Origin of the sequence: Acinetobacter legionensis (genome assembly GCF_048551735.1) — a bacterium.
GTDB lineage: Bacteria > Pseudomonadota > Gammaproteobacteria > Pseudomonadales > Moraxellaceae > Acinetobacter.
On record NZ_JBIMBV010000010.1, the window covers coordinates 127,920 to 141,552 of the forward strand.

Annotated in this window: 11 protein-coding genes and 1 pseudogene; 5 read left to right on the top strand and 7 right to left on the bottom strand. The window is 35.8% G+C overall.

Annotation, left to right across the window (positions count from 1 at the left end; all coding sequences use genetic code 11):
• Nucleotides 1–196 precede the first annotated feature (196 nt).
• A complete protein-coding gene (locus ACG9ZL_RS11085; protein ID WP_336950895.1) occupies nucleotides 197–1,513 on the bottom strand; it encodes a Y-family DNA polymerase in 1,317 nt (438 codons plus the stop codon).
• Between the two features lie 347 nt (nucleotides 1,514–1,860).
• On the opposite strand from ACG9ZL_RS11085, the gene ACG9ZL_RS11090 reads away from it, so the two are divergent.
• Entirely contained in the window at nucleotides 1,861–2,055 is a 195-nt protein-coding gene (locus tag ACG9ZL_RS11090) for a hypothetical protein (protein WP_419360015.1), read from the top strand.
• A gap of 474 nt (nucleotides 2,056–2,529) precedes the next feature.
• Here ACG9ZL_RS11090 and ACG9ZL_RS11095 read toward each other — a convergent pair whose 3' ends face one another.
• Nucleotides 2,530–3,732, bottom strand: a complete 1,203-nt coding sequence (locus ACG9ZL_RS11095) for a winged helix-turn-helix domain-containing protein (RefSeq protein WP_336950898.1) — start codon at nucleotides 3,730–3,732, stop codon at nucleotides 2,530–2,532.
• Nucleotides 3,733–3,837: 105 nt separating this feature from the next.
• Nucleotides 3,838–4,275, bottom strand: coding sequence for a LexA family protein (locus tag ACG9ZL_RS11100; RefSeq protein WP_336951464.1), 438 nt, complete (start codon nucleotides 4,273–4,275; stop codon nucleotides 3,838–3,840).
• A gap of 239 nt (nucleotides 4,276–4,514) precedes the next feature.
• Between ACG9ZL_RS11100 and ACG9ZL_RS11105 the strand changes: the two genes are divergently transcribed.
• From ACG9ZL_RS11105 to hpaR, 3 genes and pseudogenes are all read left to right on the top strand, one after another.
• Nucleotides 4,515–4,853: an immunity protein Imm33 domain-containing protein gene (locus ACG9ZL_RS11105; RefSeq protein ID WP_336950899.1), complete on the top strand. Its 339-nt coding sequence runs from the start codon at nucleotides 4,515–4,517 to the stop codon at nucleotides 4,851–4,853.
• Between the two features lie 17 nt (nucleotides 4,854–4,870).
• The gene (locus tag ACG9ZL_RS11110; protein ID WP_336950900.1) at nucleotides 4,871–5,251 is read left to right on the top strand and encodes a hypothetical protein; all 381 of its coding nucleotides are present in this window, start codon (nucleotides 4,871–4,873) and stop codon (nucleotides 5,249–5,251) included.
• Nucleotides 5,252–5,935: 684 nt separating this feature from the next.
• Nucleotides 5,936–6,368, top strand: a pseudogene (gene hpaR / locus ACG9ZL_RS11115) (homoprotocatechuate degradation operon regulator HpaR).
• A 137-nt stretch (nucleotides 6,369–6,505) separates the two neighbouring features.
• On the opposite strand, the gene dsbG reads toward hpaR, so the two are convergent.
• The 4 genes from dsbG to ACG9ZL_RS11135 all read right to left on the bottom strand — a co-directional run bounded on the left by dsbG (nucleotide 6,506) and on the right by ACG9ZL_RS11135 (nucleotide 10,699).
• Nucleotides 6,506–7,255, bottom strand: coding sequence for a thiol:disulfide interchange protein DsbG (gene dsbG, locus ACG9ZL_RS11120; protein ID WP_419360018.1), 750 nt, complete (start codon nucleotides 7,253–7,255; stop codon nucleotides 6,506–6,508).
• A 57-nt stretch (nucleotides 7,256–7,312) separates the two neighbouring features.
• Nucleotides 7,313–8,143, bottom strand: a complete 831-nt coding sequence (locus ACG9ZL_RS11125) for a prolipoprotein diacylglyceryl transferase family protein (protein WP_419360020.1) — start codon at nucleotides 8,141–8,143, stop codon at nucleotides 7,313–7,315.
• A 10-nt stretch (nucleotides 8,144–8,153) separates the two neighbouring features.
• Nucleotides 8,154–10,187 (bottom strand): protein-disulfide reductase DsbD, encoded by a 2,034-nt coding sequence (gene dsbD / locus ACG9ZL_RS11130; protein ID WP_419360022.1) that lies wholly within the window; start codon nucleotides 10,185–10,187, stop codon nucleotides 8,154–8,156.
• 68 nt (nucleotides 10,188–10,255) lie between these two features.
• Nucleotides 10,256–10,699, bottom strand: coding sequence for a hypothetical protein (locus ACG9ZL_RS11135; RefSeq protein WP_336950904.1), 444 nt, complete (start codon nucleotides 10,697–10,699; stop codon nucleotides 10,256–10,258).
• 291 nt (nucleotides 10,700–10,990) lie between these two features.
• Between ACG9ZL_RS11135 and pepN the strand changes: the two genes are divergently transcribed.
• Entirely contained in the window at nucleotides 10,991–13,600 is a 2,610-nt protein-coding gene (gene pepN / locus ACG9ZL_RS11140) for an aminopeptidase N (protein ID WP_419360023.1), read from the top strand.
• Nucleotides 13,601–13,633 lie beyond the last annotated feature (33 nt).

The window sequence follows — 13,633 nt, forward strand, 5'->3', positions numbered from 1 at the left end:
AGATGTCTGCAAAGTTTGCATATTATGGCATATTTTTCCACAAATACTTTATATTTTCTTTGAATCGTCGCGGAAACGCAGTGCCTTGTATGGGCTATATAATGTTAATTTTGTCTGTAAATGGCAATGTTAAAATATGACATTTTTAGCAGATGTTTTACAGAGACTTCATTTTAAACTGAGTGACCAAAACTATTCATTTGATTTGTGTAACAGCCATATGGCTATCATCAATACATAAGATGTCACTACAACGTGTTGTATAGCTTGGAGAACGATTTTGCTGACGCATTTTCCATGTTTCTTTGTCGGAATGATAACCTACTTGAATACAGTCTGAGCCAAAGCGTTGTTTCATACTGGAGAGTGTATCCATCAGTTGATCACGTTGCTGAATAAAGTCTACAGGATGCCATAAGTCATTGATGTGCTGGCTTTTGCCATGCAGTGCTGAGAACATGACGGCGACTTTTACATACTTTAAATTTTCTTTAAATAAAACATCAATTTGCTGTAATGCTGACTTGGTTAAAATCATCAAATCGTCTGTTGCATACATCAAGCCAATGACACTACTTTGTGCCTTTTTATAGGGTGCTTGAGCAACTTTTTCATATAAGGAAACATGCACAACTGCACACAGTTGGCGTTGCTTGCTTAGTCGTTGATGTGCACGATTGACATGGAAAATAATGGCTTGTTTAATAATCTCAACATTATTTAGAGCAGATGCAAAACTGCGTGACGAAAGGATACGTTTTGAGGGAATGTCTGCATCGTCCAAAGCAATACAGGATTGACCTTTTAGCTCACGAATGGTGCGTCCAATGACCACTGAAAACTCGCGTGCAAGGTAATGTTCATTGGCAAAAGTTAAGTCATAGCAATTATAAATATTATAAGCTTGTAACCGTTTGCTGGTTTTACGTCCAACACACCAGACCTCAGCGACACTGGTTTCAAGTAGTAAACTTTCAAAACTGCACAAATCTAAACCAGTCAGGTCACAGACACTATCAAAGCCGCGCCGTTTCTTGGCAAAACTATTGGCAAGCTTTGCTTGGGTTTTACTATAGCCAATACCAATACAACAGGGTAGACCAAGCCATTTTTGGATGGTTTCGATGAGTTTTCTACAGTAATCCTGTAGAACGAATAAGTCTTGATAGGAACTGAGATTGATAAAACACTCATCAATAGAGTAGGCTTCCAAATCCTCATCTTTAAAAAAAATCTTTAAAATTTTAAAAAAACGATCTGAAAAATCACCATATAAAGCATAGTTACTTGAAAAGGCGAGTACTCCGGCTTTTTGGGCTTGTTGTTCAACTTCATGCCAAGGGATAGCCATATCTATATTTAACGCCTTGGCTTCGTTGCTTCGTGAAACGACACAACCATCATTATTGCTTAATACGACAACTGGTTTGTTATTTAAACTGGGGTTAAATACGCGTTCGCAACTGACATAACAATTGTTAATGTCGATCAAAGCAAAAATTTGTTCACTCATGAGATATCTTGAAAAAGTTACAAATTCAAGTTAAATATTAAAAGATGTTTAAAATAAATTCAAATCAAATGTGGATTTATTCATCATTTGGACGGGATGATTTCAATAAAGGGATTGGCGAGATACAAAACTTAATAAGCACTGTTGAGCTTCGTAGTGGTTTAAGTAATTTAGGTAAAAATGCTGAATAGAGAAGTGATTCTTTTAAAAGGTATATCTTAAATTGCAACTTACAATGTCGAAAAATGAAACATCTCAATCCTTGTATAGAAAACTGAAAGGGCTAAATTAACAGTTGTCGTAGATTTGTACGGCATATCCCAATATTGAAAAGGATGGATATGAAAATGGCTAATCAACAACAGAATCAGCAACAGAATCAGCAGAACGACCAACAAGGTCAGCCCAATCAATCTAATCAACAGCAGAAGCAACACAGTCAGCAAGATCAACAATCAAATCAACAAAACCAGCAAAAGCAACAATCCAACCAACAAGCTCAACAAAATCAGCAAAACCAACACAAGCCTCAGCAAAAATAGGGCTTTGAACTAAACTCAATCGTAGCTTTTAATGACGAAACGCCTCAACTTAGGTGTTTTGTCATTTTAGATTTAGATAGAGTTAACCTGTAAAAAAACGCATACACAAGAATATATACAGCTACATATTAGAGGGGAAGTTTAAATTTAATTTGCGTAGGCGATGCCTCCAAAAGATAATAAACCTTGCACTGCAAACAAAGCCGTGCTTTGTTTTGCTTATGTTGTGCAAGGGAACGTCCTGTACCATCGCATTCCCACCTTACAACGATAGGCGATATTTATGTCGCTCCACGGCAGGATAATCCTCTAGAATTCAATAATACAAAAACTTATTCATAACCAAAAAACTTCATACAAAACATAAGCTTTATTGATGATCAATGACTTGATGCAAATCAATTGTATGAATAATTAAGTGGTTTGACTTTATTATGCTTTTAAAGCATTTTGATTTTAAGCTTACGTTACCTATCACTTGAATTGTTTCTTGCTATGATCAAGAATTTTATGAAGACCTTCATTTATATTTATACATTGATTAAATTGGGCAAAATGGTGTATTTCAGTGTTTAGTGTGCTAAAAAAATGCGCTGGATCCGAAATAGTATGATTAAGATGATAGGGTTCAAAATGTAGGCTGATGACTTCAAGTTGATTTTTTGCCCGATGTGCTTTGCAATCTATACGTCCCACAATTTGATCCCCATATAAAATAGGTAGACAAAAATAACCAAATATACGTTTAGGTGGCGTCACATAACATTCCAATCGATAATCAAATTTAAACAGGGTATTTAGACGTTCACGATGTATCACCAGATTGTCAAAAGGAGAGAGAAGTTTGACTTTCAACTCAATAGTCGGGATCCGTTCTAAGGCATCGGTTGGGATATAAAGATTTTGACTATCTTTGTCCCTACTGCCTAATTGAGCTAAAGTGGTGATTACACCCGCATCTAATTTTTCATTGACAATGTCACGCATTGCCTTACGGATCTTTTGTCCAACTTTTAAATGCAACAATTGCTTCCATGTAAACACGCCATGTGCACGAAGCGTGGTATTGAACAAGTAGTAGGCATATTCCTCTAATGTAGGAACACTCAGATCAAGCTGACTTGGAATACAATATTCAGTCAGTTGATAGACTTTTTCCATACCATTACGTTCAGAAATCATCAAATCGCCTTGCATAAACAATTGTTCAATAGAACGACGCGCTAAACTTGAGTTCCACCAGCCCCCCGAATTTTGCTTATTGCCTTGTTCAATGCTACGTAATCGAATACTGCCTTCAGCTTTCGCCCGAGCCAGAATCTCATTCATAAAAGCTTGATCACCGTGCTTAAAATAACGATGCTCTCCATTTCTAATCGATGTCATATGAGGAAGTGCATAGCGATAATCCTGCATCGGTAAATAAGATGCTGCATGAAACCAATATTCAAAAATATGTTGTTGTTTGATCAGTTGATTTAAATGGCTTTGTTGATAATCCGGAACACGGTTCCATAAAATATGATGGTGGGCACGTTCTACTACTGAAATTGTATCAATCTGGACATAGCCAAGATGTTCAATGGCATGGCGTGTTCCAGATAACCCTGTACCGAACGAAGTAGGTGAAATTAGACCCTGATGAGAGAGTGCTAGGCGTCTTAATGATTCAATCATAACAATTATTTTTTTAACCTATTTTTAGTGAGTATTGGCTTACAAGAGTATCGCAAATGAAACTTTAAGATGATTAGCATAAACCAGTGCTGCCACTTTTAATGATCATTTTAATTTTTTAAGAATATAAGTAACTACGCCCCAAATCATAATTTGTTCTTCACTGTGTGGGTGAATATCTGGAAAATCAGGGTTTTCTGCTTTGAGCCAAATATCATAAATTCCTGTAGATACTTTAACTTGCATAAAGCGTTTGACTGTAAATTCATTGTTGATTAATGCCAAAACAATATCGCCATGTTCAGCCTCTAGACTACGATCAATTAAGATTTCATCTCCAATTTCAATACCTGCATTTTTCATTGATAAGGAGTTAACTTTTAACATAAAGGTTGCAATAGGGTTATGAATTAAGTGTTCATTTAAATCAATTTTCTTTTCAGTATAGTCTTGGGCGGGTGATGGAAAGCCTGCTGCAACAGTTTCTAAAGGATAAGGAATGCGAATGTTGCTACGAAATTCAATTGTAAGTAGATCTTGCATTGAAATAGACTCGATAACAGAGATGAGGGGATTCATTGATTTAAATTTTTCCCTTACAGTGCTATCACTTAATTTCGATGGAGAATTTAAATTTGGCTTCATCACGATTCAACTTGATAATGTAACATAATCAAGTTTAACAAAATAAATGCTTGATGCAAGATTCTTTTGGTGAATTGATTGTGATTGTCAAACTGTCAGCTTACAATTTGACAAAATCCAATCGCTCGGAAATGTACATGTTGCAAGATTTTGTAGAAGAACAGAAATTAGTGTGTGAAGAATTTGACTCTCGCTATATCAAAGTCAATGAAACGGATCTCGTGGCTATCGCTAAGCAAACATTAAATAAAGAACCGATCGTGGGTTTACGTAAACAGCCAGATGCTGAAAACGTGTCATGGTTTATTTATGGTGGTGAGTTGGAAGAGGGTGAAGATTTTTTTGATGTGATCAGTGTAAAAGAGCTTGAAGAGGTTTTTCCTGATGCGATTCCTTACCTTGCTTTAGAAGAAGGCTTTAGATTTATGATAGATGCTGATGAATACGAAGATGTATGGAAAGCAGATATTTTATAAAAAAGGTTTGCTCAAGCATGATCTATAGATTTATTTTGACCCTCTGCAGTATTGTTCTGAGTAGTGTATTCAGTACCCCAAGTTTTGCTGAGCAATCCACGCAAAAACTCACTCAAGAACAATATGATCAGCGTATTCAAATCTATACTGATCAAGTCAATGTAACCAAACATATCTTGGATGAAGATCAGAGCACGATCACTGCAGCTGAACAGCATAAAGCATTTTGTTCGCGCTTAGATGCTTATCAAACGATTGCTAGAATTTCGAAAGAAAATTTAGAGCTCGATACGGCCAATATGATGTTAATGATTGCCAACAATTATTTAGATCGACAAAAGCAAAGTATTGAGCAGTCAGGAATGACGCTTGAGCTATTTTGTTCGATTAAGAAATAAGCAAAATGTCATTTAAGCCTTATTTTAGTCAAAAAATGATATTTAATTGGCTGAAAATGATAAGTTGTTTTTTTTAAAATGATCAATAATAGACGCATTAAAGCAATACAAGATTTGATTTTCCCTGGTCTGTATTTTGTTTGGCTTTAAGCATCAATCATATGACTGATGCACCCTAAACTCGCTTAATTGCGAGTTTTTTAATGCGTGTGTTTTGTTCTGGCTTTGAATTCACACTAAGATCGTAAAAGATTACAAGCCAATTAAAAGAAATATGACAACTCAAATCAAAAGGAAACAAGAGTTCACTTTTCAGCAGAATTTTAAAAAATAGAAGAGCAATCAAGATTGCGCATAAAGCCAAATAGGTTTAATTACTCTAAGCAAAGCTAAAAATTTTCTTAAATATTAGAATGATGTAAGTAAATTTAATTTTTGATTTTATTGATTTTTTATTTTATCTAAGGGGGCAATGTTTTCATTTTTGAGCAGATGTTGTTACTGTGAGACTGTTATCCTGATCCGTATATATTTTTTATTATCACTTTCTAGTAAAGAAAATATGGGTTTATATGTATAAATTTATCAGTAAAAGTGTGATGTCGTTGCTGATATGTATTGAATAAATTCTTTAATTAATCAAGTGATTAATCTATCTGTTAATTTTTTATTTAAAGGGTTTTTATGAAATCTATCCGTTTATCGCCATCGTTTACTTTAGCATTGTTACAAGCCCGAGAAGCAACAATGACTCATTTTAGATCAGTATTAAATGAAATGGATTTTAACTGAGCAGAAATGGCGGGTGATTGCTGTACTTTATCAATATGATGAGCTTGAAAATAACCATTTGGCTGATTTGGTGTGTATTTCAAAGCCCAGTTTAACGGGAATCTTAAGTCGTATGCTTGATCGATACTTGATTAAGAAATGCAAAATCATCCATGATCAACGGGTGAGTTTGATTCGGCTTAGTGAAGAGGGTAAACAATACTTTGAAACGCAAGCGAATAAAATGGAAGAAATTTATATAGATATTCAAATGCAATATGGTACAGAGAATATCCAACAACTTATGGGATTGTTAAATGATCTTTCGAAAATAAAACCACGATAAATTTTAAATTATCAGATCGCAAGTGAAACAATGGTTTAGGGATTAAAATAAAACTGCATGTCACTCAATTCATTTTAAATATGCAAAACACTTTAATCAAAAATGAGTGGGTTTTAATCACTCATTTTTATCATTGCTTAATCAAATAACTTTTTAATGTCTTTCGGTGCGCCTTGCTGGCTTTGAATTTCACCTTTTGCATCTTTCCATACCATTGCTGGGGTAGCGTAAAAGCCGTATTTATCCATCAGTTTGGTATTTACATCTAACTTTTCAGATAATGCATTAGGAATACTTTTCATTTCCACCAATTTATTCTTACCGTTGCTTAAATTGTATTGTTTGAAAATTTCGGAAGGATTGGCGTGATTTAAAATCGTTGCGGCTTGTCCTTTACTGCTTGGACGAATTACCCCAACCATAATATGTCGTAATTGAACTTTTCCTGAATCTACAAAAGGACGCGCTTGTTGCCAAAAGGTATGACAGTAGGGGCAGTTTGGGTCGTTAAATACATAAACCACTTTAGGAGCATTGCTATCGCCGTCTTGAATCCAAGTCGATTTTTCGAGGCTCTTCCAAATTTCATCTAATACTGCACCTTTAACATGGGTATTAATTGCTTCTTCAGTTAAGTTTTTACCTGAAGCATTAAATAGATCACCAACGATATAGTGCTTTTGATCTTTTGAAATAAATATCGTAGATGGATATTCATCTTTAAAACCTGTCCAACCCTCTAAACCTTCGGGTGCACTTATTTGCTTAACAAAGTTATAACCTTCTTTTTCCAATTTATTTTTAAGGAAATTTGCATCAGCAGCAAACAAAGAGCCACTTAACACCAAACCAAGCGAATAAATACCGAGTGTTTTTAAATCAATCATCAATATGACTCCTTAAGTTAAAAGCAATATTTCTTCAATCAATACCAATGAAATACATTATTCTGAAACTATCCTTTGAACTTTTTGGTGAAGCGCAGCATGGGTAAGTTCCCCCATATGTGTATCGATTAATTTGCCTTGTGCATTAAAAAATAAGGTGCTGGGTAAGCCAAACATTCCCATTTTATGTGCCGTTACACCGTCAAAGTCTAGTAGAACCCAATGCAAATTAAGTTTGTGTTGTTGCAAATACGTTTGCACTGCTTTGGCATCTTCATTTTGATTAATAAAGACAAATTGCACATTGGGATATCGTTGTTGCGCATCATTCAACACTGGCATTTCACGTCTGCATGGCGGACACCAACTGGCCCAAAGATTAATTACTGTGGGTTTGCCGAGGAATTGAGTCAGCTCAACATGCTCTTGTTGAAGACTCACTAAATTGACTTGAGGAAATTGTTGGTATTGCAATTGTACTTGTTGATAGAAATATTGACCTGAAATGAAAAACAGGGCAAAAGCCGCAAAAAATAGTGCAATAAAGCTTTTCTTCAGAGATCTGTTTTTCCAAATCATCCACAGGCCAGCACAAGCAACTCCCACATAAAGATGAAAACCTTTATCTTGAATCTTCCATATTTCAACTGGATGCTCTAAATAAACATCTAAGTTAAGTAAGACAAACCCAAGTCGTGCAGATAGCAGGCCAACCAAGAATGCAGACCAAATCGAGTCTTTAAACGCAGACCATTGTAAATTTGATACAGCAAAATATTGAAAGCAAAACTTTCCAATCACCACACTCATCAGTATCGCAAGCATGAGGATGGTTAATCCCCATGGCAACATAATCGGTCCTAAATGAATTGCCTGTGCAGTGATCATGGAAGTTTGTTTAACGTCCTGTGTGTATTTTTTCAGTTTGTTGAATAAGTTGTGGTGCTGAGAAGGTTCCAGTAAAGCGCAATTCACGGATTTCTTGCGCATTACTATTTAAAAACAACATGGTGGGTGGACCTAAAATTTCACGTTGTTTTAAAATGATATCTTGTGAGGCGTTGTATTGCGTTAAGTCTAATTGGATGAGCGTGAAGTTTTTCAATGCATCTTGTACATCTGTACGCGGGAATACTTCTTTTTCAATTGGTTGACACGCCACACACCAGTCTGCATAGACATCAATAATGATTGGTTTGTCTTGCTGTTTTGCATTGACCAATGCCAGTTCTAATTGTTCAGCGGTGGTCACTTTATTCCAAACTAAATGTTCTGTTTGGCTATGTTGAATTTGATAAGCAGAATAACTTTGTTGAATATTCCAAAAACCAGCAACTAAACTGGCTATTGCGATGATGGCTAGAATAACTTTATTGACTATTTTTTCACTGTCGCGTAGAGCAAAAAAGAGATAGATTGACAATGCGATACATAGCATGGCAAAAATTGCAGCGTACACAGTCGAAGGAAGCATTGGACGAATGAAATACAATGCAACCATCAACATAATAAAGCCGAAACTGACTTTAATCCGATCCATCCATTTACCTGGCTTTGGTAATAATTTAGAACCAAATACACTGGCAATAAATAAAGGTAAACCGATACCTAGACCTAGAATAAATAAGTACAAGCCACCTAATACAGCACTTTGAGTTTGTGAAACAAATAATAATGCGCCAGCAAGCGGGGCACTCATACATGGGCCAACAATGAGCGCTGATAATGCACCCATAACCACAGCACCGAGTACTGTCCCAGCTTTTTGATTATTTTGCAGATGACTTAATTTATTGGTAATAAATTGTGGTAAGTTTAATTGATATAAACCAAATAAATTTAAAGCCAGAACAACAAATAAAACTGCAAACAACGAAACAATCCAAGGGCTTTGGAACCAACGCTGAAAGCTATAACCAATTTCAGCCACCACAACACCCATAATCGCGTAAACTACAGCCATACTGATCACAAAGCATAAGGCAATCACAACAGCTTTATAACCTTTAGCACGTTGAATGATGATCCCTGAGAGAATAGGAATAAGCGGAAGCGAGCAGGGCAAAAAAGCCAATAAAATACCTAAACCAAAGAATACCAATAAGTTTAAAAACAGAGAGTCTTTAGATAATAGCTTAAAGAATGATTGATCATCATTCCATTGTAATGACGATGTAGTGTTTTTAGTGTCAATATTACTGTGTAAACCAGTAGAATTTTCTGTATCTGTAATGACATTACCACTTGCAGCAGAAGCGTTGAAATTGTTTGGATTTACAGTGTTGTCTGCTTCATTAGTAGTTTTTTGTCCCAGCTCAGTGGTTTGTTCATCCAATACTTTGTCTAAACCTATTTTTCCAACAGTTGAATTTACTTTAGTCTCAGCATTTTCTTTGATTTTTGTATCTTGAGCTGCGACTGCGGTATCAGATTGATTGAGTAATGAGCTAGTAGGATTGTTATTGAAAAGGCGTTTTGAAGATGTATTACTTTGCGGTAATAAGCCATCTGCATCAGTTGCAATGGTTTTTCTTTGTAATGGATAACATAAGCCATCTGCAGAACAACCTTGATACATCACTAAATATTGTGAATTAGGTTTAACCTGAATTTGTGTTGTCACATTTTCATAATGAACTTCAGTTTTCCCAAAAGTTGGATCATCTTTGATATGACCTTTGGGAAGACTTAAAGGTACAGCTTTATTGTTAATTGTTACTTTAAACTGATCATGATAGAGGTAATAGTGAGGTGCAACTGTCCATTTCAATTGTGCTTTATTTTCTGAAATTGATTCGGCAGAGAATTGAAAAGCTTGATCTGGTGGGAGAAACTCAGGATTGGCGTGGCTGATTGTACTTAGACTCAACAAAGTAAAACAACATACACTGAGCAATGTTCGCAACTTCATAATTCCATATCTTGATTTCATTTAAAGCCATTATCCATAATTTCAGATAAAGAAGGCATAATTCTAAGTTTTTCTTTGTAAAAATATCGTTAAAAACATTCAACTCCATTTTGCTTAAGTTTTTGAAAAATTTGTTCATCGTCATGATAGAGTCTGTCGAATTGAGTCATTTTCTTAGTTTTTTTACTGGTGTAATTGACATTGTAAAGCACAGCACCTTGATAAACGATTTCATAAGTTCCTGTTTCTTTCTGATTGATTATTTCTTTATAGAAATTGTGAAATTCACTCGGTCTACCTTGTGCTGTATCAACAGCATCATAGTGAGTAAATTTTAGCGAGATTTTTTTCATATAAGGATAATATTTTACTGTTTTGACTTTTGGAAATTCTTCCTCAGAAATAAGCAGAATATTATTGTTTTGACTTTCCTTAAAGCAAAAATATGGGGCAGTTTGCTTTGCATAAACAGACAAAGGGAGAAGACACATTACCGTTGTAAATAGCCTAAGCGATTTCATATATTTTCCCATTCTTGAATATCTTCAAGACGATCTTGTTTGAGTTTATCTAAAAATGTTAAAAAATCTTGTTTGCTTTTTATTGCATTAATTTTCATAAGCATCATTTCTGATTTACAGGATAAATTGTTGTATAAAGATAGGCCATCTCGCACGTTTTTTGCATTCTAACAATTGAAATTAATTTCAACTAGACCCATATAGAAATTAATCAACAGTACAGAACAGACACTTTGTGAAATTTGATTGATGATCAAGCTCACGATAACAAGTCGAAGCTCAACAATAGGATTAGGACATCATATGAATATCGCGGCAAACCCAGTAGTTGAAGCAGATCAAACTATATATTTAAAAGATTATCAAAAACCTTCATATGTTGTAGATTCAATCAATCTCGATATCCAAGTTTATGATGACCATACCAACGTAAACAGCAAATTAGTCATGAAACGTCAAGCAGCTGGAGATATGGTATTGCTTGGACGCGATCTTGAACTTAAATCAATTTCTATTAATGGTAAAAAACTGACTGAAAGTGAATATAGGCTTGATTCTGAGCAGTTGGTGATTGCCAATGCGCCAGATGAATCCATCGTTGAAACATCTGTAGTCATTCATCCTGAAACCAATACACAACTCGAAGGATTATATCTTGCGGGGAGTGATCTATTTGTCACTCAAAATGAGCCAGAAGGTTTCCGTAAAATCACTTTCTACCCTGATCGCCCAGATGTCTTATCCGTGTTCACCACTCGTGTAGAAGCCGATAACAAATACCCTGTGCTTTTGGCAAATGGGAACTTGATTGAAGCTGGTAAAACTGGTGATGAGCGCCACTATACCATTTGGGAAGATCCAACCAAAAAACCAGCTTATTTATTTGCCTGCGTAATTGGTGATTTAGCGGTTTTAAAAGACCGTTATACCACTACAGAAGGTCGTGATGTGGCATTAGAAATTTATGCAGAAGAAAAAGATATCCCAAAATGTCATATTGCGATGGAAGCGTTAAAGCATTCTATGCGTTGGGATGAAGAACACTATGGACGTGCATATGATCTAGACAATTATATGATTGTGGCAACCAGTCAGTTCAATATGGGCGCAATGGAAAATAAAGGCTTAAATATTTTCAATACATCATGTGTGCTTGCTGATGAAGAATATACCACTGATGCAGCAATCATGCGTGTACAGTCTGTGATTGCTCATGAATATTTCCATAACTGGACAGGTAACCGTATTACTTGCCGTGATTGGTTCCAATTGTGTTTAAAAGAAGGCTTAACGGTTTTCCGTGATCAGTCTTTTTCAGAAGATCTACAATCAGCAGCAGTACAACGTATTGACGATGTTGCGGTTCTTAAAGCGCATCAATTCCCAGAAGATGCAGGCCCATTATCGCATCCGCCACGTCCAGATCATTTTGTCGAAATCAACAATTTCTATACTGCGACAGTGTATGAGAAAGGTGCGGAAATTAACCGCATGATGTCAACCTTATTGGGCAAGGAAAAATTCCGTAAGGGAACCGATGAATATTTTCAACGTCATGATGGCCAAGCTGTCACTGTTGAAGATTGGGTTGCTGCTTTAACTGCGGGTTCAGGTGTCGATTTATCTGCATTTTTAATCTGGTATAACCAACCAGGAACGCCAAAGCTTGAAGCGAAAGGTGAATATGATGAGAGTGCTCACACTTATCGTTTGAGTTTTAAACAAAGTTTAAAAACCCATCCTAAATATCCAAATTTAAAAGCTGTACCTATTCCTGTGGCTTTAGCATTGTTTAATGCAGAAACAGGTGAGCAGTACACCTTACATTCTGAGGCTTTATTTGAAAATGGGATAAAAGATGGGGTGTATTTGTTTGATCAAACAGAAGCGACCATTGAATTTACAGGCGTGACCGAAAAGCCTGTAGCATCTTTATTACGGAATTTCTCAGCACCGGTAAATCTTGAATTTAATTATTCAGATGAAGAACTTGCCTTCTTGCTACAATATGAAACCAATGGTTTTAATCAGTGGCAAGCAACACAGACTTTACTTGAGCGTATTTTGCTTAATGGTCATGATGCTCAAATTTATGTAGAGGCAATTAAACAGACCTTACCAAGTGTAATTGAAAAAGATCCACTCTTGGCATCACGCTTATTTGATGTACCAAGTGAAGGTTATTTGGGTAGTCGTATCGACCAAGATTATAATCCTTTGATTGTAAATGAAGCACGTGAAGCTTTGTTGAATCAATTGGCAAAAGTACTGGATGACTTTGTTAAAGAAACATATTTATCACTTGATCCAGATTCACAAAATGAATTTTCACAAGCAATGGGTGTTCGTGCTCTGAAAAATATTATGTTGAGTTTTATGGCACGTCAGGGGGATACCGCAGTATTTGATTTGGCTTATGCACAGTATGAAAATTCTGTGAATATGTCTGAGCGACTTGGCGCACTTAAAGTATTGGTATGGAATGATGCTCCACAAGCAAAAGCAGCCTTAGAGGACTTCTATAAGCGCTTTAAGGATGAAGCATTGTCATTAGATCAATGGTTTATGATTCAAGCAGCGCATCCGAAAGCAACCGCTGAAACGATTCAGTATTTAACTTCACATGCTGATTATGATTTAGGTACACCTAACCGTATTCGTTCAGTAAGTGGTGGTTTAAATGCCAATCCTGTCAATGCATGGAGTTTTGGTGTTCAGCATTTTGTCGATTTGGCGAAGTATTTGGATGAGAAAAATCCAATTGTTGGGTCTCGTTTACTTCAAGTCCTCACCCGCTGGTATACATTAGCTGAGCCACAACGAAGTGAAGTAAAAGCCGCACTTGATGGATTAAAATCTCAAGTGAAATCAAAAAATGTCAGTGAAACCTTAAATAGTATGTTAAGTGTTTAATGGCTTATAATTTTTTGATTTAATTATATTTGT